The organism is Usitatibacter rugosus (genome assembly GCF_013003965.1).
Taxonomy (GTDB): domain Bacteria; phylum Pseudomonadota; class Gammaproteobacteria; order Burkholderiales; family Usitatibacteraceae; genus Usitatibacter; species Usitatibacter rugosus.
The window spans coordinates 3,313,863-3,336,383 of the sequence record NZ_CP053069.1 but is presented as its reverse complement, the minus strand read 5'-3'; the positions used below and the strand labels follow the sequence as shown (position 1 = coordinate 3,336,383).

At 66.8% G+C, this 22,521-nt stretch carries 21 protein-coding genes; 13 read left to right on the top strand and 8 right to left on the bottom strand.

Annotation, left to right across the window (positions count from 1 at the left end; genetic code table 11):
* Positions 1-41: 41 nt before the first annotated feature.
* The 4 genes from DSM104443_RS15745 to DSM104443_RS15730 are packed head-to-tail and all read left to right on the top strand — an operon-like array spanning position 42 to position 3,659.
* Positions 42-719: an RraA family protein gene (locus tag DSM104443_RS15745; protein WP_171093885.1), complete on the top strand. Its 678-nt coding sequence runs from the start codon at positions 42-44 to the stop codon at positions 717-719.
* Positions 719-1,552, top strand: coding sequence for an HpcH/HpaI aldolase/citrate lyase family protein (locus DSM104443_RS15740; protein ID WP_171093883.1), 834 nt, complete (start codon positions 719-721; stop codon positions 1,550-1,552). The genes DSM104443_RS15745 and DSM104443_RS15740 overlap by 1 nt, the downstream gene beginning before the upstream one ends.
* Positions 1,552-2,673 carry an iron-containing alcohol dehydrogenase gene (locus DSM104443_RS15735; protein WP_171093881.1) on the top strand — a complete coding sequence of 374 codons (1,122 nt, stop codon included), beginning with the start codon at positions 1,552-1,554 and terminating at the stop codon, positions 2,671-2,673. The genes DSM104443_RS15740 and DSM104443_RS15735 overlap by 1 nt, the downstream gene beginning before the upstream one ends.
* 20 nt (positions 2,674-2,693) lie before the next feature.
* Entirely contained in the window at positions 2,694-3,659 is a 966-nt protein-coding gene (locus tag DSM104443_RS15730) for a Bug family tripartite tricarboxylate transporter substrate binding protein (protein WP_171093879.1), read from the top strand.
* A 78-nt stretch (positions 3,660-3,737) separates the two neighbouring features.
* On the opposite strand, the gene DSM104443_RS15725 is transcribed toward DSM104443_RS15730, so the two are convergent.
* Positions 3,738-5,915: a winged helix-turn-helix domain-containing protein gene (locus tag DSM104443_RS15725; RefSeq protein ID WP_171093878.1), complete on the bottom strand. Its 2,178-nt coding sequence runs from the start codon at positions 5,913-5,915 to the stop codon at positions 3,738-3,740.
* 242 nt (positions 5,916-6,157) lie between these two features.
* Between DSM104443_RS15725 and DSM104443_RS15720 the strand changes: the two genes are divergently transcribed.
* From DSM104443_RS15720 to lon, 7 genes are all read left to right on the top strand, one after another.
* Complete coding sequence (locus DSM104443_RS15720; RefSeq protein WP_171093875.1) at positions 6,158-6,379, top strand: hypothetical protein; 222 nt, start codon at positions 6,158-6,160, stop codon at positions 6,377-6,379.
* A gap of 108 nt (positions 6,380-6,487) precedes the next feature.
* The gene (locus tag DSM104443_RS15715; RefSeq protein ID WP_171093873.1) at positions 6,488-7,165 is read left to right on the top strand and encodes a glutathione S-transferase family protein; all 678 of its coding nucleotides are present in this window, start codon (positions 6,488-6,490) and stop codon (positions 7,163-7,165) included.
* Between the two features lie 35 nt (positions 7,166-7,200).
* Positions 7,201-7,824, top strand: a complete 624-nt coding sequence (locus DSM104443_RS15710; protein ID WP_171093871.1) for a YqgE/AlgH family protein — start codon at positions 7,201-7,203, stop codon at positions 7,822-7,824.
* Positions 7,821-9,185 (top strand): MATE family efflux transporter, encoded by a 1,365-nt coding sequence (locus tag DSM104443_RS15705; RefSeq protein WP_171093870.1) that lies wholly within the window; start codon positions 7,821-7,823, stop codon positions 9,183-9,185. The genes DSM104443_RS15710 and DSM104443_RS15705 overlap by 4 nt, the downstream gene beginning before the upstream one ends.
* A 69-nt stretch (positions 9,186-9,254) precedes the next feature.
* A complete protein-coding gene (locus DSM104443_RS15700; RefSeq protein WP_171093868.1) occupies positions 9,255-9,698 on the top strand; it encodes a low affinity iron permease family protein in 444 nt (147 codons plus the stop codon).
* A gap of 60 nt (positions 9,699-9,758) precedes the next feature.
* Complete coding sequence (locus DSM104443_RS15695; protein WP_171093866.1) at positions 9,759-10,169, top strand: Hsp20/alpha crystallin family protein; 411 nt, start codon at positions 9,759-9,761, stop codon at positions 10,167-10,169.
* A 13-nt stretch (positions 10,170-10,182) separates the two neighbouring features.
* Positions 10,183-12,618 carry an endopeptidase La gene (gene lon / locus DSM104443_RS15690; RefSeq protein WP_171093864.1) on the top strand — a complete coding sequence of 812 codons (2,436 nt, stop codon included), beginning with the start codon at positions 10,183-10,185 and terminating at the stop codon, positions 12,616-12,618.
* Between the two features lie 81 nt (positions 12,619-12,699).
* On the opposite strand, the gene DSM104443_RS15685 is transcribed toward lon, so the two are convergent.
* Both DSM104443_RS15685 and DSM104443_RS15680 read right to left on the bottom strand, forming a co-directional pair.
* Positions 12,700-13,290, bottom strand: coding sequence for a YceI family protein (locus tag DSM104443_RS15685; protein WP_171093862.1), 591 nt, complete (start codon positions 13,288-13,290; stop codon positions 12,700-12,702).
* Complete coding sequence (locus tag DSM104443_RS15680; RefSeq protein ID WP_171093860.1) at positions 13,268-13,636, bottom strand: ArsR/SmtB family transcription factor; 369 nt, start codon at positions 13,634-13,636, stop codon at positions 13,268-13,270. The genes DSM104443_RS15685 and DSM104443_RS15680 overlap by 23 nt, the downstream gene beginning before the upstream one ends.
* 169 nt (positions 13,637-13,805) lie before the next feature.
* Here DSM104443_RS15680 and DSM104443_RS15675 point away from each other — a divergent pair, with 169 nt between their 5' ends.
* Complete coding sequence (locus DSM104443_RS15675) at positions 13,806-14,117, top strand: thioredoxin family protein (protein ID WP_171093858.1); 312 nt, start codon at positions 13,806-13,808, stop codon at positions 14,115-14,117.
* Positions 14,118-14,185: 68 nt separating this feature from the next.
* On the opposite strand, the gene DSM104443_RS15670 is transcribed toward DSM104443_RS15675, so the two are convergent.
* Positions 14,186-14,815 (bottom strand): FMN-dependent NADH-azoreductase, encoded by a 630-nt coding sequence (locus DSM104443_RS15670; protein ID WP_171093856.1) that lies wholly within the window; start codon positions 14,813-14,815, stop codon positions 14,186-14,188.
* Between the two features lie 103 nt (positions 14,816-14,918).
* On the opposite strand from DSM104443_RS15670, the gene DSM104443_RS15665 reads away from it, so the two are divergent.
* Positions 14,919-15,824, top strand: coding sequence for a LysR family transcriptional regulator (locus DSM104443_RS15665; protein ID WP_171093854.1), 906 nt, complete (start codon positions 14,919-14,921; stop codon positions 15,822-15,824).
* A gap of 81 nt (positions 15,825-15,905) precedes the next feature.
* Here the strand turns inward: DSM104443_RS15665 and DSM104443_RS15660 are convergent, their stop codons facing one another.
* The 4 genes from DSM104443_RS15660 to DSM104443_RS15645 all read right to left on the bottom strand — a co-directional run bounded on the left by DSM104443_RS15660 (position 15,906) and on the right by DSM104443_RS15645 (position 22,506).
* Positions 15,906-17,117: an MFS transporter gene (locus tag DSM104443_RS15660; RefSeq protein WP_171093852.1), complete on the bottom strand. Its 1,212-nt coding sequence runs from the start codon at positions 17,115-17,117 to the stop codon at positions 15,906-15,908.
* Positions 17,118-17,375: 258 nt separating this feature from the next.
* Positions 17,376-18,803, bottom strand: coding sequence for an efflux transporter outer membrane subunit (locus DSM104443_RS15655; protein ID WP_171093851.1), 1,428 nt, complete (start codon positions 18,801-18,803; stop codon positions 17,376-17,378).
* Positions 18,800-19,303, bottom strand: coding sequence for a nuclear transport factor 2 family protein (locus DSM104443_RS15650; RefSeq protein WP_171093848.1), 504 nt, complete (start codon positions 19,301-19,303; stop codon positions 18,800-18,802). Before DSM104443_RS15650 ends, DSM104443_RS15655 begins: the two co-directional genes overlap by 4 nt.
* 11 nt (positions 19,304-19,314) lie before the next feature.
* Complete coding sequence (locus DSM104443_RS15645; protein ID WP_171093846.1) at positions 19,315-22,506, bottom strand: efflux RND transporter permease subunit; 3,192 nt, start codon at positions 22,504-22,506, stop codon at positions 19,315-19,317.
* Between the last annotated feature and the right edge of the window lie 15 nt (positions 22,507-22,521).

Here is a 22,521-nt window from a genome sequence, read left to right as displayed (position 1 = left end):
GTCTACCATCGTTGAAAACATCGTCCACTCCGGAGAAACGCATGGCCACCGTCGATACCCGCCTCGTCAGCCAGTTCCTCAACGTCTCCACCTGCAACATCTCGGACGCGCTCGACCGCCTCGGCATCGAGGGCGCTCCGCAGGGCGTGCTGCCTATCTATCCCACGATCAAGATCGCCGGTCCCGCCGCCACGCTGAAGTTGGTGCCCGCGGGCCAGGCGCAGGAATCGACCGTGCTCGGGACGCTGCGCGCCATCGTGAAGGGTGGAGCCGGCTCGGTGCTCGTGATCGACGCGTCGGAGAACCCGAAGGTGAATGCGTACGGCGGTGTGGCCGGCGCCACTTCGAAGCACAACGGCCTCGTGGGCTGCGTCACGGACGGCGTGGTGCGCGATGTCGACGAATACAAGCAGTACCACATGCCCGTCTACGCACGCGGCATCGCGCAGCAGTCGGTGCGCGGGCGCTCGTCGTGCGCAGGCTACGGCATTCCGGTGAAGCTGGGCGGCGTCACCGTGCGCCCCGGCGACTTCATCGTGGCCGACGACAACGGCACGGTGGTCGTTCCGCAGGAGCGGCTCGCCGAAGTGCTCGCCTTCGCGCAGAAGGTGAAAGCCACGGAGGACGCCGTCATCGCCGCCATCCGCGCCGGAGCCGACCCGATGGAAGCCCACGAGAAGGTGAACTACGACAACATGTTGAAGGCGCAGGCCGCCTGATGCCGCAGCGACAGAGGCGCGCCACGCTCTTCGTCGGCGCGCTGGCCCTCGAGGCGCTGCCGGCCGCGTTGGCGAGCGGCGCCGACCTCGTCTGCATCGATCTCGAGGATGCGGTGCCGCCCGGCCGCAAGGACGAGGCGCGCGAGAAGATGCTCGTCCATCTCGGTGGCGTGACGGTCCCGCCCGCGGTGCAGCTCATCGTCCGCGTGAATGCGGTTGGAACGCCCGAGGGCGATGCGGACGTCCGCGACGTTCTCGCTCGGGCTCCCACGGTCGGTGCGCTGCTGATTCCTAAAGTCGAGAGTGCGGACGAGGTGAGGTCCGTGGCGCGCTCGGCGGACGCGACGCGTTCCACGGTCGAGCTCTACGCGATCATCGAGACGGCGCTGGGGCTCGAGGGTGCCGCGTCGATCGCGCGCGCCGATCCGCGGCTGAAGGCGCTCTTCTTCGGCGGCTTCGATCTCTCGACGGCGCTGGGATGCGAAATGGCGTGGGAGCCGTTGCTCTATGCCCGCTCGCGCGTCGTCCATGCGGCGGCGATTCGCGGGCTGGAGGTGCTGGACTCGCCCTTCCCCGACGTGGACGACCTGGCGGCCCTGCTCGAGAACTGCTCGCGCGTGCGCGCGCTCGGCATGACCGGCAAGGCGGCCAAGCACGCGAGCCAGGTGAAGACGATCCTCAATGCCTTCACGCCGACGCCCGGCGAGATCGCGAAGGCGCGCAAGATCGTCGCGATGTTCCGCGAGGATCCCACGCGCCCGCTCGTCTACGAAGGCAAGCTGGTGGAGCTGCCCACCATCAAGCGCATGGAGCGGCTCGCCGCCCTCGACTGATGGCCACGATCAACTACCTCACCGCGATCGAGTTCGACTTCGGCGCGAGCGCCCGCCTGAAGGACATCGCCGCGTCCGTGGGCATCCGCCGCCCCATGCTGGTGACGGATCCGGGATTGTCTGCCGGCGATGTCATGGCCCGCATTCGATCGGTGCTGCCGGATGCCGTCGTGTTCGACAAGACGCCGCAGAATCCGACGGAGGACGCGGTGATGGCCGCCGCGGCGCTCTTCCGGGATTCGGGTTGCGACGGACTCGTGGCGCTCGGCGGCGGCTCACCCATCGATCTGGCGAAGGGCGTGGCGCTGATGGCCACGCACGACGGAGCACTCGAGCCCTACGCGATGATCCGCGGCGGCCTCGCGAAGATCACCGCGAAGATCGCGCCCGTGATCGCCGTGCCCACGACCGCCGGTACCGGCAGCGAGGTCGGCCGCGCCGCGCTCATCACGCTGCGCGACGGCAGCAAGCTGGGCTTCATCAGCCCGCACATGATCCCGAAGGTTGCGGTGTGCGATCCGGAATTGACGCTGGGGCTGCCGCCCAGGCTCACCGCCGCCACCGGCATGGATGCGCTCACGCATTGCATCGAGACGTATCTCTCGCCGCGCGTGAACCCGCCGGCCGATGCGATCGCGCTCGACGGGGCTTCGCGGGCCGCGCGCTGGATCCGCACCGCGTTCATCGAGGGCGGCAATCGCGACGCGCGATGGAACATGATGATGGCGTCGCTGCAGGGCGGGCTCACGTTCCAGAAGGGACTGGGCGCCGTGCATTCGATGTCGCATCCGTTGGGTGGCTTGAAAGCGCCGGTGCTGCACCACGGGACGCTGAACGCCGTTATCCTGCCTGCGGTGCTTCGGTTCAACCGGTCGCACGCCGCGGAGAAGATCGCGGCGCTCGAACGAGCCGTCGGGGTCATCGGCACCGATCTCGCGAGCTGGATCGAGCGCCTGAACGCGGACCTGGGCCTCCCGCCGTCGCTGCGCGCGATGGGCGTGACCGACGACATGATCCCGCGCATGGTCGAGGGCGCGATGCAGGACCACTCGACCGCTACCAACCCGCGATCGCTCGCGCGCGCGGATTTCGAGAGCCTGTTCAAGCAGGCCATGCACTGAACCCTTCGAGGAGCGCACGCATGCTGAAGCCGTTGACCGCCCTGTTCGCCGCCGCTGGCCTGGCCTTGTCGTCGCTCGCCTCGGCGCAGGCGTATCCCAGCAAGACCATCAAGATCATCGTGCCCTTCGCCGTGGGCGGCATCGCCGACACGTTCGGACGCGTGATCGCGCAGAAGCTCACAGAGACCTGGGGCCAGCCCGTCGTGGTCGAGAACAAGGGCGGGGCAGGCGGCAACATCGGCGCGGATCTCGTCGCGAAGTCGCCGCCCGATGGCTACACGCTCGTGATCGGCAACATCGGCACGCACGCGGTGAACCCGTTCCTCATGAAGAACATGCCCTACGATCCGCTGAAGGATTTCGTGCCGATCGCGCACGTGCTCGACGCGGAGGGCCTGCTGGTCGTGAATCCCGCGCTGCCGGTGAAGACGGTGGCCGAGCTGATCGCCTACGGCAAGGCGAATCCCGGCAAGCTGAGCTACGCCTCCGGCGGCCTCGGCACCACGAGCCACCTCGCGGGCGAGCTCTTCAAGTCGATGTCGGGTATCGACATGGTCCACGTTCCCTACAAGGGCAACTCGCCGGCGATCACCGACGTGATGGGCGGCCAGGCGCAGATGATCTTCGCGACGATGCCCACCGTGATCCAGCAGGCGAAGTCGGGGCGCCTGCGCGCCATCGCCACGCTCGGCAAGACGCGTGCGAAGGCCGTGCCGGACGTGCCCACCATCGGCGAAACACTCCCGGGCTTCGACGTCGCGAACTGGATCGGGATGTTCGCGCCCGCCGGAACGCCCAGGGAGATCGTCGATCGCCTCAACGCCGAGGTGCAGAGGATCATGCGGGCGCCGGACGTCGAAGCGCGGCTGGAGACCGAGGGCGCGAAGTTCGTCCCCACGACGCCGGAGACCTTCGCCGCGTTCCAGAAAGCCGAGTCCGCCAAATGGGCCGCGGCCATCAAAGCCGCCGGCATCAAGCAGGAATAAGTAATTGGGTCAGTAATTTGAATAAAGGGGTCAGACCACTTTATTGCCGTGAGCAATAAAGTGGTCTGACCCCTTTATTCATTTGTCTTTGACGATCGCGTCGTAGCGCGCCCGCATCGCGGCGGCTTCGTCCTTCTTGCCAAGACCTTCGAGCGCCTTGGCGGTGCCGAGCAGCGAGAGCGGGAACTGCACCTGGTTGCGGATGAGGTGCGGCCGCGAGGTGATCTTCTCGAACTCGCGGATCGCGGCGGTCCACTGCTCGCCCATGAGGTACGCCTTGGCGCGCAGGTAGGGCGGATACAGGCCCGGATTAATGAAGGGCTGCGGGATGCCCATCTCGACGGGGATCGCGGGCTCGAGCGCCTGGATCGCCGCGGCCCAATCGCCACGCGCCATCGCGATCGAGCCGCGGATGCAGGGCAACCAGTACCGCTGCACATGCGTGGCTTGCGGCGTGGCCTTCTCCATCTCGGCCGCCAGGCTCTCCGCGCGGACCGGATCGCCAGTGGCGGCGAGCACCATGCCGGCGAGGCCATCGACGTTGCGCGAGCGGCTGATCGTGAGCGCCTCCTCGGCCTGCTTGCGGGCGAGCTCGGGAGAGCCGGCGTCGAGATCGCGCAGCGCCGAATGCGCGCGCCAGCATGCTGCCATTTCGAGCGACGTGGAGCGCAGCGCCGATTCGACCGCGCGCCGCCCCAGGTCCCGTGCGCGATCGAAGCGGCCGTAGTACGCCTCGGTGCCGGCCTCGAGATCGGCCATGTAGTCTTCCTCGCCCTCGCGCCCCGCCACGGCATCGAGGTGGCGCTGCATCTCGGCGCGGTCGCCACGAAGGAACGCGACGAGGTAGGCATCCGCGTGATGGTAGAAGGCGTCGAAGCCGCGCTCGAACCCTTGTTGGATCACCTCCGCGGCCTCATCCACGCGCCCGAGGCCCAGCAGCGCCTGTGTCTGGTTGCCGTACTCCACGCTGGTGTGTTCGTACTGCAGCGCGATCTTGATGTCGCGCAGCGCGTTGTCGTATTGCCCGAGGACGATATAAAGGTTGGCGGTGTTGTTCGCCATGTTCGCGTCGCGGGGATAGGAGCGCAGCGCCGCGCGGTACGCATCGAGCGAACGGTGGAGGTCCCCGGTCATCACGTCGTGGTACATCGCCTCGATGCGCAGCCGCTCGCGCTCGGTTGCGCGCTCCCGCAGGTCGTAGGCCCGCTGGATGTGCTGGGCGCCGCGCGCGGTCTGGCCCATGTTGTTCAGCATGACCGCGAGCCCGGAATGCGCGGAGACGAAGTGCTCGTCGAGCTCGATCGCGCGCTGCATGTGCGGGATGGCCGCCATCTCGCTGTGCGAGAGCCAGATCTCGCGGCCCGTCGTGTATGCCTTGAGGGCCTCGAGCGACGAGGTGACCACCTCGTCGAAGTGCGCGCCGTACTTGCGCACTGACTGGATGGACTCGCCCAGCTTCGAGCGCAGGCTGAGCGCCGCCTGGTCCAGCGCCTGGAGGATGCCGCCCTTGCCGCGGGCCCGCGCCTGCTCGGAGACGAGCGTATCCCCGGTATCCGCGCGGATCGCGTAGAGCCCGATCACGTATTCGTCGCCCAGCGCGAAGATCGAGCCCGTGACGGCGGCGCGCGTGCCGGTGCGCTGGCAGATCTCCAGGGCCACCTCGCCGACCACCGCCGCGCCCGGCTTGTTCATGAGGCCGAGCACCGAGTGCACCTTCCGGTCGCTCATGATCTCCAGCACCGGCGACTGCGCCAGGTTCAGCGCCAGGGCCTGCCGGATGGTGCCGTCGAAGAGCGGATCGCCCGTCTTGTTCTCGATGTCGGCGACGAGGATGGTGTTTCGCTCGCCCGATGTTTGCGCTTGCTTAACGATCGCCATCTCGTCGGCAGCCCCCGCCGGCGCCGCGGCCTTGCGTCCGTCCCCGCGCGTCACTTCGACGGTGAAGCGGTAGCCGCGCCGGGCGATCGTGGAGATCGGGCCGTCCTCGCCGAACTCCGCGTTAAAGATCTTGCGCAGGGCCGAAATGTTGTTGGCGATCCCGCCTTCTTCCACGACGACGCCGGGCCACACGCGCTCCAGCATCTGTTCCTTCGTGACCACCCGGCCGGCTTCCTCCACCAATAGAAGGAGTGTCTCGGCGACCTTGGGGGTGAGCGGGACGAACTCGCCCTGCCGGAAAAGGGACCGCGAAGCGATCTCCAGGCGGTAAGGGCCGAACTCGTACGAATCGGCGTGCGCGGGGGCGGTGGAAGCCATTTCTCCGAGACTAGCACAGCCGAAATTCCCTCACGAAACTCTCATGGAGTTCTCACGGACCCTTGCAGGCCGTTGAGAATGCAGGGAATTTTCCCAGCCACCGGCCGCGCTCTCTTTCGTGAGCCTTCCGCGAGATTGACGCGATGAGTCGGCGGGAAATAGCCCGGACTTCTTGCAGGACCGCGCAGGGGTGCGCGCCGGACGATGCGTCCAGTCACTCACCCAACGCGAAAGGAAACACCATGAACGCACGTTCCGAAGCCCACCTCGATTTCACCCGCACCACCGTCATCCGTCCGGGCAGCACGCAACGCCGCGCCGATGTGTCGCGCCCCGTGAAGAGCGTGAAGGTCACGATGAAGGAAGACGCGGGCGTGAACATCGACGCCGACCGTCCGTACAACATCGTCGAGCGGATGTTCCTTCGCGTACTGGGCGCGCTCACCGCGCGCCAGATGATCTAGGAGCGCGCCGTGTTCTTCTGAACAGCCGGCCGAGCGTGAGCGCGTTTCACAAGCGTTGCTAAATCTTGTCGTTGGCGCGCTCCGCGACCCCGCCCGTATGATGGGCGCATGTACACCCTCTACATCGGCAACAAGAACTACTCGTCCTGGTCGCTGCGCCCGTGGATCCTCATGCGCGAGCTGGGGATCCCGTTCAACGAGATCCTCATCCCGTTCAACGAACCGGGCTTCCCCGCCTTCTCGAGCATCTCCCCCACCGCCAAGGTTCCCTGCCTGCACGACGGCAGCGAGCGCGTGTGGGAATCGCTCGCGATCTGCGAGTACCTGGCCGAGCGGCATGAGGGCGTGTGGCCGAAGGATGCGAAGGCGCGCGCCTGGGCGCGCAGCGCCGCCTCTGAAATGCACGCGGGCTTCGGCAACCTGCGAAACGTCTGCTCCATGTCGGTGGGCCTGCGCGTCGAGCTGCACAAGGTGACGCCCGAGCTGCAGAAGGACGTGGATCGTATCGGAGCACTTTGGAGCGAGGGCCTGCAGCGTTTCGGCGGCCCGTTCCTCGCCGGTCCCACGTTCACGGCCGTGGATGCGTTCTTCGCGCCGGTCGCCTTCCGCTTCCAGACCTACGGCCTGCCGTTGCCGAAGCCCGCGGCGGACTACGTGAAGCGCGTCCTGGAGCTCAAGGGCATGAAGGAGTGGTACGCCGCCGGCCTCGCCGAGAAATGGCGCGACCTTCCGCACGAAGCCGAGACGCCCACCTTCGGCAAGATCACCGCCGACCTCCGCAAGTAATTAGGGTCAGACCCTAATTGTTGTAGGCTGGCCGGATGCTTCGTGTCCTGGCCTTCGTGTTCCTCTGCTTTGCCGTGCCCGCGATGGCGCAGGACGCACAGGAACCGCCGGGCGCGCTCAGCTCGATCTTCCTCGTCGCGCAGAAAGGCTCGCGCGATCCCTTCTTCCGCGACGCCGTCGTCCTCGTCACGCACCGCATCGGGCCGACGCCGATCGGCGTGATCATCAACCGGCCCACGGGCATCACGGTGGAGAAGGCGATCCCGGATTCGGGCGTGGCGTCGCTGAAGAGTGAGCTCGTCTACTTCGGCGGGCCGGTGTCGGCCGAGCAGGTGATCGTGGTGTTCCGCGCCAAGAACCCGCCGCCGCTCTCCGTCGAGGTGATGGAGGGCGTCTACATGACGATGGATCGCGATGCGATCCGCTCGCTCCTCGCTCGCAAGCTCTCGCCGAAGGACATCCGTTTCTTCGCGGGCTACGCGGGTTGGGGATTCGGCCAGCTCGAGGCCGAAGTCGCCCGCGGAGGGTGGGTACTTGTACGCGCCGACGCCGCGACGCTCTTCGAGAGGAAGGGCGACGGCCTGTGGCAGGACCTGCACCGCAAGGGCTCGGCCAAGCAGGCGCGCGCGGGAGCCGCCGAAACCCTCGCCGCGCGATGAGGGACCTCACGCAGGGTCCGATCCCCAAGCATGTGGTGGCGATGTCGGTGCCGATCGCGGCCGGCATGCTGCTGCAGACGCTCTACTTCTTCATCGACCTCTATTTCGTCGCGCGCCTGGGCAATGCCGCGCTGGCCGGGGTCGGCACCGCGGGCAACGTGATGTTCGTCGTCTTCGCGCTCACGCAGGCGCTCGGGGTCGGCACCGGCGCACTGGTTTCGCAGGCCGTCGGTCGCAAGGATCAACCCGAAGCCAACCTGGTCTTCAATCAGTCGGTGGGCATGGGCGCGTGGATGGCCGCGGCGACAATCCTCGGCGGCTACGCGCTGTCCGGCCCTTACATGACGATGCTCGGTGCGGATGCGGCCACCGCGCAGGCCGGGACGACATTCCTGTATTGGTTCCTGCCGGGACTCGCGCTGCAGTTCCCGATGGTGGTGATGGGCTCCGCGTTGCGCGGCACGGGCATCGTGAAGCCGACGATGGTCGTGCAGATGCTCACCGTCCTGCTGAACGCCGCTCTCGCGCCGGTCCTCATCGCGGGCTGGGGGACGGGCCACGCGCTCGGTGTCGCGGGCGCGGGCCTCGCCACGTCGATCGCCACGCTCGCCGGCAATGTCGTCCTGGCGGTCTACTTCGTGCGCCTCGAGAAGTACGTGCGCTTCGACCCCTCGCAGTGGGCGCCGCGGCTTGCAACGTGGAAGCGCCTGCTCTCCATCGGCGTGCCCGCGGGCGGAGAGTTCGCGGCGATGGCCGTCTTCACGGGCACCGTCTACGGCATCGCGGGGACCTTCGGCCCCGAGGCGCAGGCGGGCTTCGGCATCGGCTCGCGCATCAACCAGATGATCTTCCTGCCGGCGATGGCCGTGGCGTTCGCGGCGGCGCCGATCGTCGGGCAGAACTACGGAGCGAAGCACGCCGGGCGCGTGCGCGAGACCTTCCGCGTCTCGGCGATCGCGAGCGCCCTGATCATGCTGGCGATCACGCTCGCGTGCCAGTTCGAGGCCGAGTCGATGGCGCACATCTTCACGAGCGACCCCGCGGTCGTGGAGGTCACCGCCACGTTCCTGCGCGTGATCTCCTGGAACTTCATCGCGATGGGCATCGTCTTCACGTGCTCGAGCACGTTCCAGGGGCTCGGCAACACGTGGCCCTCGCTGCTCAGCATGGGCGGCCGCGTTTCGGTCTTCGTGGTGCTCGCGTTCTGGCTCTCCCACCAGCCGGGCTTCCAGTTGCGCCAACTCTGGCTGCTCTCGGTCGCCACGGCCACGCTCCAGGCGCTCTTCAGCCTGTGGCTGGTGCGCGGCCAGTTCCGCTCGCGCCTGGGCGCATCCGCCGCTGCCGATCCCGCGCGCGCGTAGGTTCCCTCCGACAAGGACGGCGCCCCGAGTCCGATTGTGACGAGGCGGGCGGACACGGACCATGCGTCGATGAAGACACGCGCGTGGTTTCCCGCGTTTGCGCGCGGCCTCTCCGGATGGACGGGCCGTGCCTCCACGTTCGCGCTCGCCGTGGGCCTGGTGGTTGCGTGGGCGCTCACCGGCCCCATCTTCGGCTATAGCGACACGTGGCAGCTCGTGATCAACACGGCCACCACCGTCGTCACCTTCCTGATGGTCTTCCTCATCCAGAACACGCAGAACCGCGACACGCAGGCGATGCACATCAAGCTGGACGAGATCATTCGCGCCACGCAGGGCTCGCACAACGCGATCCTAGACCTGGAGGAGATGGACGAGGAAGAGCTTGCCGCCCAGCACGCGCGCTACCTGGCCCTTGCGGAGCAAGCGCGCGAGGCTCTCAAACGGGGCGGGCAGGACGTCGATTGCCCGGAGCTCGAAGCTGTCCGCGAAGGCTTGCGGAAAGCGGGCTAGGCGCCACCCGGTTGAATCCCTCCCGAATCGTCCCTATCTCAAGGGAAATGGAGGAATCCGATGTATCGAAAGCACGATCCCGTTGACGGGATGTGGGCCCACGCGCTGGACCTCATGGCCCAGGCGGAGCGAATGCACCAGCAGTTCTTCCGGCTGGGCACCGGGGCCCGAGCCCAGGCGAACTGGGAGCCGCCCGCGGACGTCTTCGTCGATGGCCGCGATGCGGTGATCGTCGTGGCGCTGCCCGGCGTTTCCGCCGACCGCGTGGAAATCGCGAGCGAGCCCGGCGCCCTGTGGGTGCGGGCCGAGCGCGAGCTGCCGCCGGCCGCGCGCCGCGGTGCGATCCGCCAGCTGGAGATTCCCTACGGCATCTTCGAGCGCCGCATACCGCTGCCCGAGGGCCTGTGGGAGCTGGGCCCGCAAGAGCTGTCCCATGGATGCCTCGTCCTGCGCCTTCGCAGGGCGGGTTAAGGAAAGAAGAGACATGACCCAGAACGAACCGATTCCGCTCCACGCCGACGCCGCCCGCGACGCGGGCTCGAACGAATCCTCACGCCCCTCGCACGGCAACGTGTCGTATCCGCCACTGCCCGAGGACGCGATGCTGATCCTCCCGGTGCGAAACATCGTGCTGTTCCCCGGCATCGTGGCGCCCGTCTCCATCGGCCGCGAGCGCTCGCTCGCCGCGGTGCAGGAAGCCGTGCGCCTGCAGCGCCCGATCGGCCTCCTGCTGCAGAAGAACGCCGAAGCCGACGAGCCGATGCCCGAGGACCTCTACACCGTCGGCACGCACGCGACCATCGTTCGCTACATCACGGGCCAGGACGGCTCGCACCATGCCATCGTGAAGGGCACGCAGCGCTTCCGCGTGCTGCAGTTCCTCGAGGGCTATCCGTTCACCGTCGCGCGCGTGCAGTTGGTCGACGAGCCCGATCGCCACGATCCCGAGGTGGAGGGGCGTGCCCGCGCGCTTCGCCAGCGCGCGCTCGAGGTGATCCAACTCCTGCCGAACGTGCCCGAGGAAGTGGGCACGGCGCTGCAGGGCCACGACAAGCCGGCGCAGCTCGCCGACTTCATCTCCGGCCTCATGGACGCGAGCCCCGAGGACAAGCAGGGCTTGCTGGAGACGTTCGACCTCACGCGCCGCCTCGATCGCTTGCTGGATCTTCTTTCGCACCGCATCGAGGTGCTGAAGGTCTCGCGCGACATCGAGGAGAAGACGCGCGAGTCGATCGGCGACGCGAACCGCAAGCACTTGCTGCGTGAACAGATGCGCAGCATCCAGAAGGAGCTGGGCGAGGGCGACGACGAGGACAGCGCCGAGCTGGAAGAGCTGGACAAGGCGATCACCGAGGCGAAGATGCCCGAGGACGTGGAGAAGCACGCCCGCAAGGAGCTGAAGCGCCTGCAGCGCATGCAGGGTGGCGGCGCCGAGTCCGGGATGATCCGCACGTACCTCGACTGGCTGGTGGAGCTGCCGTGGAAGGACGAGCCGCAGGCGTCCGTGGACCTCGTCACCGCCCGCAAGGTGCTGGACGACGACCACTACGGCCTCGAGAAGATCAAGCGCCGCATCATGGAATACCTCGCGGTTCGCAAGCTCAATCCCACGGGGAAGAGCCCGATCCTTTGCTTCGTCGGTCCTCCGGGCGTCGGCAAGACTTCGCTCGGCCAGAGCATCGCGAAAGCGACGGGCCGCCAGTTCCAGCGCGTGAGCCTGGGCGGCGTGCACGACGAAGCCGAGATCCGCGGCCACCGTCGCACGTACATCGGCTCGCTGCCGGGCAACATCATCCAGGCGCTGAAGAAGGCCGAGTCGAAGCACACGGTGATGATGCTGGACGAGGTGGACAAGCTCGGCGGTGGCGGCTTCCACGGAGATCCTTCGAGCGCGTTGCTCGAGGTGCTGGATCCCGAGCAGAACTCGACGTTCCGCGACAACTACCTCGCGGTGCCTTTCGACTTGTCGAAGGTGCTGTTCATTGCCACGGCGAACGTGCTCGACACGATTCCCGGTCCGTTGCGCGACCGCATGGAAGTGATCCAGCTTCCGGGCTACACGCAGGCGGAGAAGCTGCAGATCGCGCGGAAGTACCTCGTGGACCGGCAACTCTCCTCGTCGGGCATCAAGGCGGAGCAGGCCGAGATCACCGACGCGGCGCTGGAATCCATCATCGCGGACTACACGCGCGAGGCGGGCGTTCGCAACCTCGAGCGCGAGATCGGCAACGTCGTGCGCCATGTGGCGGTTCGCATCGCCGAAGGGCAGGCGGAGCACGTCAAGGTGGATGCTGCGGATCTCGCGTCGATCCTCGGGCCGTTGAAGTACGAGGCGGAGACCGCGATGCGCTCGGGCATTCCGGGCGTGGCGACGGGCCTCGCGTGGACGCCGGTGGGTGGCGACATCCTCTTCATCGAGGCGGCGCGCATGCCGGGTAGCGGGAAGCTGATTCTCACGGGTCAACTCGGCGACGTCATGAAGGAGAGCGCGCAGGCTGCGCTCTCGCTGGTGAAGGCGCGCTCCACGCAGATGGGCATCGAGGCGGGGCTGCTCGAGAAGTCGGACATCCACGTGCACGTGCCCGCGGGCGCGACGCCGAAGGATGGGCCTTCCGCAGGGGTGGCCATGTTCACGGCATTGTCTTCGCTGTTGACCGGTCGCCCGGTCCGTAGCGATGTCGCGATGACGGGCGAGATCTCGCTGCGGGGCCTGGTGCTGCCGATCGGCGGCGTGAAGGAGAAGGTGCTGGCCGCGCTGCGGGCTGGGATCACGACGGTGATGCTGCCGTCGCGCAACCGCCGCGACCTGGAGGAGATCCCGGCCGACGCGCGGGCCCAGCTCACCATCGTCTGGGTCGAGACCGTCGACGACGCCATCGCCACGGCGCTGGCGCCGTCCCCGATCGAAGCCGCCGCTTAAGTCCAATAAGGGCAATAAAGGGGTCAGACCACTTCATTCGCATGAAGCGCGAATGAAGTGGTCTGACCCCTTTATTGGTTTTCAGTCCTGCTTCATGGCCTCGACCTGGATGCGCAGCGTCACGCGTCCGGCATCGCCCTTCGCGTACTCGCTGTGCTTCATGCCGAACTGGCCCCAGTTCACCTCGCCGCTGGCATCCGCGCCGCATTGCTCCTTCTTGAGCATCGGATGCGGGACGCAGCCGAAGAGGTTGATGGTGAGCGGCACCTTGGTCGTCACGCCGCGGAAGACCAGCGTGCCGTCCACGCCCGTGGGCTTGTCGCCGGTGAAGGTGATCGCGCCCTTGTAAGTGGCGGTCGGGTACTTGGCGATGTCGAACCAGTCCTCGCCCGTGGCGTGCACGTACATCGATTTCAGGCCGAAGTTGATGCTCGCGGGATCGATCGCGAGGTCGACCGTGCCGGTCTTCTTCTCGCGGTCGAGCACGATGGTGCCGCTCGTGCGGTCGAACTTCCCGCGCCAGATGGAGATGCCCATGTGGTTGAACTCGAGGCTGGGGAAGGTATGGTCGGAATCCACCTTGTAGACGGTGGGTGCCGCGGCGACGGCGAACGGGAATGCCACGGCCACGAGGGCTGCGGCGAGGAGGCTATTTCTTCTTGCGGGTTGCACGGGCTTTCTCCTTGGGTTTCGCTTGCGATTGAATGCGGTCTAGGTAGGCGGCGAGGCGGTCGAGGCGCTTCTCCCACAGCTTTCGATACTCCTCGATCCACGCGTTGGCGTCCTTCAGCGGCGCAGGGTTCAGGTGACAGGGGCGCCACTGGGCTTCCCGCGCCCGCGTCACGAGGCCGGCGCTCTCCAGCACCTTCAGGTGCTTGGTGACGGCAGGCATGGTCATGTCGAAGGGCTCGGCCAGCTCGGTCACCGAGGCTTGGCCCTGGGCGAGCCGGGCGAGGATGGCCCTGCGCGTGGGGTCGGCCAGGGCGGCGAAGGTGGCGCTCAGGCGGTCGGGGTTCATGGCTTTACCATCGAGTTAATTAACCAAACAGTGAAATTAACTCCCGTCCCTGTCAAGAACTATTCAATGGGGTCAGACTCCATTGGAGACATTCCCCGCCAATGAATGGGGTCAGACTCCATTTAGAGTTGTCGGGCAGCATTGAATGGAGTCTGACCCCATTTAATCCATGGACTATTCACCGGAACAACCTTCCCGCGAGTCGATCGACCGGCTCCCCGGATCCACGCTGCTGCAGTTCGGCACGAACTGGTGCGGCCATTGCGCGCGTGCCGAGCGCCTGGTCGAGGAGGCGCTGGAGGACCACGCCGGGATCCGCCGCGTGAAGGTGGAAGACGGGAAGGGTGAGCCCCTCGGCCGCTCCTTCGGGGTGACGCTGTGGCCCACGCTCGTCTTCCTCAAGGACGGAAAGGAAATCGCCCGGCTGGTGAGACCGGGCGACGTCCGGGACATCGATTCGGCACTGCTCAAGATTGAATAAGACAAAACCCGGGTCAGAGTGGAGTTCTTGCACCGCCGAAAACTCCACTCTGACCCGGGTTTTGCTTCTCAGGCCGCCAGCCGAGTCTCGGCGACGCGAGAGGCGAGGCGGTGCGCGGCGAGAGTAGCTTTCTCGAGCGCGGGCTTCGCGACCGCATCTCCCATCGCCAGCCCCTCGGCGTAGATGAACTCGACGTCCGTGATGCCGAGGAACGCGAGGAAGTCGCGCACGTGCCCCGTTTGCGTATCGCGCGGGAAGCCGGCATGCACGCCGCCGCGCGTCGCGAAGAGGTACGCCTTCTTGCCTTTCAGCAGGCCCTCGGGGCCGGTCGCGGTGTAGCGGAAGGTGATGCCCGCGCGCGCCACGTGGTCGAAGTAGGCCTTGAGCGTGGACGGCACGCCGTAGTTGTAGAGCGGCAGGCCGATCACGAGGACGTCCGCGGCCTGCAGCTGGGCGACGAGCTCGTCAGAAACGGCGGCCTCGCGGTTCTGCGCTTCGGTGCGGTCCTCGGGCTTGGTGAGGAAGGCCTGGAAACGTTCGCCCGTCAGGTGCGGAACCGGGTTCGTGGCGAGATCGCGCACGACGACGTTGGAGTCCGGGTTCGCATCTTTCCAATCCGCCACGAAGGCGTTCGCGAGCTGGCTCGACTGTCCGCCGGTGGAGAAGAGGCTGGTGTTCAGTTGGAGGAGGGTCGTCATGGTCTTGTCCCGGGTGTGCGTGTTCGATGGGGACCACTTTATGATTTACCCAGCCGATAAAAAAGCGCAATAATTCGGCCTAATCCATCGATTGAGTCGATATATGGCCAGCCCTGTCCCCCGCATCACCCTCGAGCAATGGAGAGCGCTGCAGGCGGTCGTCGAAAGCGGCGGTTATGCGCAGGCGGCCGGGACGCTGCACAAGAGCCAATCGACCATCACGTATGCCGTGCAGCAGATCCAGCGCCTGCTCGACGTGAAGGTGTTCGAGATCCACGGGCGGAAGGCCGTGCTGACCGATGCCGGCCACGTCCTCTACCGGCGGGCGAAGACGCTGCTCGAGGAGGCGCAGGCCCTGGAGCGCGGCGCCGCCGAGATGGCCGAGGACTGGCAACCCGAGATCCGCATCGCCGTGGAGATCGTCTTCCCGACGTGGCTGCTGCTCGAGTGCCTGCAGGAGTTCGCGAAGACGCGTCCGGCCACGCGCATCGAGGTGTACGAGACGGTGATCACCGGCACCCGGGAAATGCTGGCCGACGGCCGCGTGGATATCGCCATCGGTCCGGAGGCGGGACCGGGAGCGACGGCGCTGACACCCATCCGCGGTGTCGCCGTCGCGAGCCCCGACCACCCCTTGCACAAGCTCGGCCGCAAGCTCACCGACCGGGACCTCAAGCGCCATCGCCGTATCTTCATCCGCGACACCGGGGCCAATCGCACGGTCGACGTAAGCGGCGTCGAGCTGCGCTGGACGGTGAGCACCAAGGCCACGCAGATCCGCGCGCTGGTGATGGGGCTCGGCTTCGCCTGGGTTCCCGACGACGTGATCCGCGACGAGCTCCGCGACGGCACGCTGAAGCGCCTGCCACTCCGATCGAACACGGAGTTGATGGGCCAGCTCTATCTCTCGCACGCCGATCCGGAATTCCCCGGCCGCGACGCTGCCTTCCTCGCCGACCTCATCGTCGAGCGCACCCGCACCGCCTGCCGAGCCGCTGCGAAGAAATAGGCCAAACCAATAAAGGGGTCAGACCACTTTATTCGACAGGGCAATGAATGAAGTGGTCTGACCCCTTTATTGGTCTGACCGTTACGCGGGGACTGCTCGAGGAGGGATCGGTGCTTCCTTGATCGGCAGGTTGATCACGGCTGCCATGGCGGCGAGCGCCATGTCCGCGTACCACATCCAGTTGTAGTCGCCGAACGCGGTGAACGCGAGGCCGCCGAGGTACGCACCCAGGAAGCCGCCGATCTGGTGCGAGAGCAGCGTGAGGCCGAAGAGGGTCGCGAGATAGCGGATGCCGAAGAGCTTCCCGACGATCGCGGCGGTGGGCGGAACGGTGGCGAGCCACGTGAGGCCGAGGCCGGCAGCGAAAAGATAGAAGGTCGTGGTCGTCTTGGGCGCGAGGAGATAAGCCCCGATCAGCAGCGCGCGCGACCCGTACATCGCCGCGAGCACGTACTTGCTGCGGAAGCGCGAGACCGACGCGCCCGCAAGCAGGCTGCCGACGATGTTCGAAAGGCCGATGATCGCGATCGACCACGATGCGACCGTCGGCGGCAGCCCGCAGAGGTTCACCTCGCCCGGAAGGTGCGTCACCAGGAACGCGATGTGGAAGCCGCAGGTGAAGAAGCCGAGGTGCAGCAGCAGATAACTGCGGTCGCTCATCGAGCCGCGCACCGCCTTCCACAGGCCGCCTTCTTCGGGCGCGGCCTTGGGCACCAACGTCTTCGTGGCGACCGCCCCCACGAGCGGCAGCGCGGCCAACGTGAGCAATGCGACTCCCCACATCGAGCCCATCCAGCCAAAGAGCTGGATCAGCTTCTGTACGATCGGCGCGAACACGAACTGGCCGAAGGATCCGCCGGCGTTGATCACGCCCGAGGCCGTGCCGCGCGCTTCCGGGGAAAGGCGTTGCGCCGCGGCGCTGATCAGCACCGAGAAGCTCCCGGCGCCCGAGCCGACCGCCGCGAGAATCCCCAACGAGACCATGAGCCCGAACCCCGTCCCGGCGAGGAACGGCGTCACCGCCATGCCGAATGCGAGCAGCAGGATGCCCCCGATGAGCACCGGGCCGGGACCATAGCGGTCCGACAGTGCGCCCGCGACCGGTTGCACCGCGCCCCATGCGAACTGGCCGATGGCGAGCGCGAAGCTGATGGTCGCAATGCCCAGGCCCGTGCTCGTGTTGAGCGGCGAGACAAACAGCCCCTGCGACTGCCGTGCGCCCATGGTGACCATGAGGATCGCGGCGGCGGAGAGGGTGATGATCCAGGCCCTGCGGTCGAGTGTCGATGCCATCGGTCGAGGCTAACAGGAAATCATCGAAGGCTGCCCGGACAAGTTCTCATCGTTCGCATGCACGCGCCGCATGAAACGAATATAGGGGGCAGACTGAATAAAGGGGTCAGGACAACTTATTCGTACGCTTCTTTTTTCGAATAAGTTGTCCTGACCCCTTTATTCGGACGCCCTTTATTCGTCACGCGAGGAGGAGGATGGCGAGCGCGACGATGGCGACGAGCATGCCGACCAGCGGGCCACTGTCGTCGTAGCGGTTCACGTGTTCACCTCCCAGCCGCCTCCGAGGGCGCGCACGAGTCCGACGGTGGCCTGGTACTGGGCCGAGCGCACCTGCAGCGCCTGGCGCCGATTGCGCAGCTCGGACCGCTGCGAATCGAGGAGGTCCAGCTGGCTCACGAAGCCGTTGCGATAGCGCGCATCGGAAAGCGCCGTGGCTCGAGCCGCGGACGAGACCGCGCGATCCTGCGCCTCGGCCTGCTCGGAGAGCAGCCGCAGCGCGGAGAGCTGGTCCTCCACATCGCGGAAAGCCACCAGCACCTGCTCGCGATACTTCGCCGCGTTTTCATCGAGGATCGCGTCCGCGTTCTTCACGCCCGCGTCGCGCCGCCCGCCGTCGAATACTGGCAGCGACAACAGCGCACCGATGCCCCACGCACGCGCCGACCACTTGAAGACGTCCGACAGCTCCGAAGACGCATAGCCCGCGTTCGCCGTGAGCGACACATCCGGGAACCACGCGGCGCGCGCAACACCGGCCCGCTGCTGGGCTGCGAGCATCCGGTCCTGGGCGGCCGCCACGTCGGGACGCCGGGCGAGCACGGTCGAGGGCACGCCGGCAGGAATGCGCGGCAGCGCGGTCTTCCACGCACCGGACGAGACATCGAAGTTCGAGGCGACTTCACCGACCAGCACGGCGAGGATGTGCTCCACCTCCGTGCGTCGACGTTCGATCGCCAGGAGATCCGCCTCGGTCGCAGCGACCTCCGTGCGGGCACGAGCGACGTCCAGTTCCGCGACATCCCCGGCGCGATAGCGGCGTTCCGTGAGATCGAGGGTTCCGCGATAGGCGGCAATCGTTTCGCGCACGATCGTGCGTTCGTCATCCAAAGCACGGAGCGCGAGATAAGCCTGGGCCACATCGGCCTGCACCAGCAGTTGCGTGCTCACGAGCAGGCTCGCCTGCGCACGGGCATCGAGGCGTGCAGCCTCGCTACCGCGCGAGAGCTTGCCGAACAGATCGAGCTCGTAACCCAGGTTGGCGCCCACGGTGCCGAAGGAGCGCGCGGGACCGTTCGTGCCTTCGAACACACCGCCCACGCGGCCGACACCAGCGCCGACGCCGAGCTGCGGATAACGATCCGCATCGGTGATGCGGGCAAGGGCGCGAGCCTGCGCGAGCCGTGCTGCGGAAGCCTGGATACTCGCGTTGTTGCGGTTCGCGCGTTCAATCAGCTCGTCCAGCACCGGATCGTCGAAGGCCTTCCACCAATCCGTACGGGCCGGCGTCGTCGACGGATTCACGACGGTCCACTTGCCTTGGTCCTTGTACGCGGCCTGTTCCTTGAACTGCGCGGGTGCCTGCGGGAATTGCGACGCGTCGATGTCGGGGACGGTCGCGCAGGCGGCCATCACCGCAGCGACGAGCGTCGCGACGGCGAAGCGGCTGACGGTTCTCGTGTTCATGCCTTGGCTCCATGGAACAGCACCGAGGGATCGCCGCGATGCCAGGCGTTCTCGATGCGAAGCTGCCAGATCTTCCACGTCGAGCCGCTGCGGATCAGCGCGGCGCGATAGAAATTCTTCAGCAGCAGGTTGCGGGCATGGTCTTCGCGCGGCAGGTGCTGCGCCTCGACGAGCGCGAAGAGCTCCGCGGAGTTCTCGTCGATGGCGATGCGCGTGTTGGAGACCGTGTGCGTGGTGTCGATGTCGGCGAGCGCGCGGTTCAACGCCACGACGATCTGGTCGCTGCCGCGCAGCACCGGCATCTCGACGCCGAACTTGCGCGCCGGCTGCGTGAAGTCGAGCGAGGCGTCCAGCGTGAAGGCCGAGGCGAGCAGGTCGCGCTCGCGAAGGTCCTGCCCCGCGGCGAAGCGGTGCAGAGCGTCGGCGATCTCGTAGCGGTCGTTGGCGACCTCGGCGATGTCGGGCACGGGGCGGCGGAACTTGCGGGAAAGGGCATGCATGTCGTTTCTCCTTAGTCGTTGGCGCCGGCGAACGCTTCCACGTCGTGCGGCACTTCGCCGTGCTGCTTGAGCGGGCGATTCTTCGTCGCGGCGCGCAGCAGCACGTAGAACAGCGGTGTGAGGAAGAGCCCGAGGATCGTGACGCCGATCATTCCGGAGAACACAGCCGTACCCATCGCCCTGCGCATCTCGGAGCCCGCGCCCGTCGCGAAGGCGAGAGGCACGACGCCCATCACGAACGCGGCAGACGTCATCAGGATCGGACGCAGCCGGAGGCGACTGGCCTCGAGCGCCGCGGCCACCGGCGACTTCCCGGCAAACTCCAGCTCTCGCGCGAACTCCACGATCAGGATCGCGTTCTTCGCCGAGAGCCCCACCAGCACCATCAGGCCGATCTGCGTGAAGATGTTGTTGTCGCCGTGCGTGAACCAGACGCCGAGCATCGCGCCCAGGATCGCGGCCGGCACGATCAGGATGATGGCCAGCGGCAGCGTGAGGCTCTCGTACAGGGCCGCGAGCACGAGGAACACGAGCAGGATCGACAACGGCAGCACCCACACCATCGTGTTGCCGGCGAGCTCCTCCTGGTACGCGGTCTCCGTCCACTCGAAGCTGATGCCCGGGGGCAGCGTCTCGGCGGCGATGCGCGCGATCGCGTCCTGGGCCTGGCCCGACGAATAGCCGGGAGCGGCGCGGCCACTCACGTCCGCCGCGAGGAAGCCGTTGTAGCGCATGGCACGCTCCGGCCCGTTGCTGGGCCGCACCTTCATCAGCGCCGACAGCGGCACCATTTCACCCGAGTTGGTGCGGACCTTGAGAGTCCCGACATCCTCGGCCTGCGCCCGGAACGGCGCGTCGGCCTGCACGCGCACGGAATACGTCCGGCCGAAGCGGTTGAAGTCGTTCACGTACAGGCTGCCGAGGTAGATCTGCATCGTGTCGAACACCTCGGTCAACGGCACGCCGAGCTGCCGCGCCTTGGTGCGGTCGATGTCGGCGAAGAGCTGGGGGGAGTTCACCTGGAAGCTCGAGAACACGCCGGCCAGCTCCTTCGTCTGCCACGCCTTCATCAGGAACGCCTTCGTGGCCTTGTCGAGTTCGTCATAACCGAGCGACGCGCGGTCCTCGATCTGCAGCTTGAACCCGCCCGTGGTCCCGAGCCCCTGGACCGGCGGCGGCGGGAAGATGGCGATGAAGGCTTCCGGGATGGCGGCGAACTTCTGGTTGAGCGCCCCGGCGATCGCGTTGCCCGAAAGCTCCGCGGACTTGCGCTCGTCGAAGGGCTTCAGCGCCGCGAAGACGATCCCGGAGTTGGAGCTGTTGGTGAAGCCGTTGATCGAGAGACCGGGGAAGGCGACCGCGTTCTCGACACCCGGCTGCTTCAGCATGATGTCGCCCATCTTGCGGATCACGTCCTCGGTGCGGTCGAGCGAGGCGCCGTCCGGAAGTTGCGCGAAGCCGATCAGGTATTGCTTGTCCTGGCTCGGCACGAACCCGTCCGGCACCGCCTTGAAGAGGCCGGCCGTGGCGACGACGATGACGCCATAAACGGCGAGCATCACGGTCTTGCGGCCGAGCGTCTTCGTGAGGCCACCGGAGTAGGCCGTCGAGCCGCGCTTGAACACCTTGTTGAAGCCGCGGAAGAGCCAGCCGAGGTAGCGCTCCATGAAGCGGGAGAGCGGATCCTTCGGCGCGTCGTGGCCGCGCAGCAGCAGCGCGGAGAGCGCGGGCGAGAGCGTGAGCGAGTTCACCGCCGAGATCACCGTGGAGATGGCGATGGTGAGCGCGAACTGCTTGTAGAACTGGCCCGAGAGTCCGCTGATGAAGGCCATCGGCACGAACACCGCCACGAGCACGAGGGCGATCGCGATGATCGGCCCGGTCACTTCCTTCATGGCTCGATAGGTGGCATCGCGCGGCGAGAGGCCGGCTTCGATGTTGCGCTCGACGTTTTCCACTACGACGATCGCGTCGTCCACCACGATGCCGATCGCCAGCACCAGGCCGAAGAGCGACAGCGCGTTGATCGAGAAGCCGAAGAGGTGCAGCACCGCGAACGTGCCGATCACCGACACCGGCACGGCGAGCAGCGGGATGATGGAGGCTCTCCACGTCTGCAGGAAGAGGATCACGACCAGGACTACGAGCAGGATCGCTTCCAGCAGCGTCTTCACCACCGCCTTGATCGAAGCGCGCACGAACTGCGTCGGGTCGTAGACGATCGAGTAGTCCACGCCTTCGGGCATGGCCTTCTTGATGTCGGCCATCGTGGCTCGGACGTTGTCGGAGATCTGGATCGCGTTGGAGTTGGGCGCCGCGAAGACCGGGATGGCGACCGCGGGCTTGTTGTTCAGCAGCGAGCGCAGCGCGTACTCGGACGCGCCGAGCTCGAGGCGGGCGATGTCGCGAAGTCGCGTGACGGCGCCGCCGGCGTCGGTCTTCACCACGATGTCGCCGAACTCTTCCTCGCTCTGCAGGCGGCCGAGGGCATTGATGTTGAGCTGCACGTCGACACCCGTGCCGCTGGGCGAGGCGCCGATCACGCCGGCCGCGGCTTGCACGTTCTGCTCGCGGATGGCGCGCACGACATCGCCGGCCGAAAGCCCGCGTTCGGCGGTCTTTCGCGGGTCCAGCCACACGCGCATCGAGTAGTCGCCCGAGCCGAAGAGCTGCACCTGGCCCACGCCGTCGATGCGCGCGATGCGGTCCTTCACGTTGAGGACCGCGTAGTTGCGCAGGTACGTCATGTCGTACCGCTCGTTGGGCGAGGTCAGGTGGACGACCATCGTGAGGTCGGTCGCGCCCTTGGCGGTGGTGACGCCGAGGCGCCGCACTTCTTCCGGCAGCCGGGGCTCGGCCTGCGAGATGCGGTTCTGCACGAGCTGCTGCGCCTTGTCCGGATCCGTGCCGAGCTTGAAGGTGACGGTGAGCGTGAGGCGACCGTCACTCGTGGCCTGGCTGCCCATGTAGAGCATGTTCTCGACGCCGTTGATCGATTCCTCGAGCGGGGTGGCCACCGTCTCGGCGATCACCTTCGGGTTGGCGCCCGGATAGTTGGCGCGCACCACGACCGACGGCGGCACGACCTCGGGATACTCCGCGATCGGCAGCACCCACATGGCGATGAAGCCGCCCAGCAGGATGAGGGTGGAGAGCACGCCCGCGAAAATGGGGCGGTCGATGAAGAATTTGGAGAAATTCATGTTCTGTGACTCCTT

What these genes read in the sequence shown, in the direction of transcription:
- lon (WP_171093864.1), top strand. Translation starts at nt 10,183, where the DNA reads ATGACCCAGAACGAACCGATTCCGCTCCACGCCGACGCCGCCCGCGAC.
- DSM104443_RS15720 (WP_171093875.1), top strand. Translation starts at nt 6,158, where the DNA reads ATGAACGCACGTTCCGAAGCCCACCTCGATTTCACCCGCACCACCGTC.
- DSM104443_RS15740 (WP_171093883.1), top strand. Translation starts at nt 719, where the DNA reads ATGCCGCAGCGACAGAGGCGCGCCACGCTCTTCGTCGGCGCGCTGGCC.
- DSM104443_RS15725 (WP_171093878.1), bottom strand. Translation starts at nt 5,915, where the DNA reads ATGGCTTCCACCGCCCCCGCGCACGCCGATTCGTACGAGTTCGGCCCT.
- DSM104443_RS15665 (WP_171093854.1), top strand. Translation starts at nt 14,919, where the DNA reads ATGGCCAGCCCTGTCCCCCGCATCACCCTCGAGCAATGGAGAGCGCTG.
- DSM104443_RS15645 (WP_171093846.1), bottom strand. Translation starts at nt 22,506, where the DNA reads ATGAATTTCTCCAAATTCTTCATCGACCGCCCCATTTTCGCGGGCGTG.
- DSM104443_RS15680 (WP_171093860.1), bottom strand. Translation starts at nt 13,636, where the DNA reads ATGAACCCCGACCGCCTGAGCGCCACCTTCGCCGCCCTGGCCGACCCC.
- DSM104443_RS15695 (WP_171093866.1), top strand. Translation starts at nt 9,759, where the DNA reads ATGTATCGAAAGCACGATCCCGTTGACGGGATGTGGGCCCACGCGCTG.
- DSM104443_RS15735 (WP_171093881.1), top strand. Translation starts at nt 1,552, where the DNA reads ATGGCCACGATCAACTACCTCACCGCGATCGAGTTCGACTTCGGCGCG.
- DSM104443_RS15730 (WP_171093879.1), top strand. Translation starts at nt 2,694, where the DNA reads ATGCTGAAGCCGTTGACCGCCCTGTTCGCCGCCGCTGGCCTGGCCTTG.
- DSM104443_RS15670 (WP_171093856.1), bottom strand. Translation starts at nt 14,815, where the DNA reads ATGACGACCCTCCTCCAACTGAACACCAGCCTCTTCTCCACCGGCGGA.
- DSM104443_RS15655 (WP_171093851.1), bottom strand. Translation starts at nt 18,803, where the DNA reads ATGAACACGAGAACCGTCAGCCGCTTCGCCGTCGCGACGCTCGTCGCT.
- DSM104443_RS15745 (WP_171093885.1), top strand. Translation starts at nt 42, where the DNA reads ATGGCCACCGTCGATACCCGCCTCGTCAGCCAGTTCCTCAACGTCTCC.
- DSM104443_RS15710 (WP_171093871.1), top strand. Translation starts at nt 7,201, where the DNA reads ATGCTTCGTGTCCTGGCCTTCGTGTTCCTCTGCTTTGCCGTGCCCGCG.
- DSM104443_RS15660 (WP_171093852.1), bottom strand. Translation starts at nt 17,117, where the DNA reads ATGGCATCGACACTCGACCGCAGGGCCTGGATCATCACCCTCTCCGCC.
- DSM104443_RS15705 (WP_171093870.1), top strand. Translation starts at nt 7,821, where the DNA reads ATGAGGGACCTCACGCAGGGTCCGATCCCCAAGCATGTGGTGGCGATG.
- DSM104443_RS15700 (WP_171093868.1), top strand. Translation starts at nt 9,255, where the DNA reads ATGAAGACACGCGCGTGGTTTCCCGCGTTTGCGCGCGGCCTCTCCGGA.
- DSM104443_RS15675 (WP_171093858.1), top strand. Translation starts at nt 13,806, where the DNA reads ATGGACTATTCACCGGAACAACCTTCCCGCGAGTCGATCGACCGGCTC.
- DSM104443_RS15650 (WP_171093848.1), bottom strand. Translation starts at nt 19,303, where the DNA reads ATGCATGCCCTTTCCCGCAAGTTCCGCCGCCCCGTGCCCGACATCGCC.
- DSM104443_RS15715 (WP_171093873.1), top strand. Translation starts at nt 6,488, where the DNA reads ATGTACACCCTCTACATCGGCAACAAGAACTACTCGTCCTGGTCGCTG.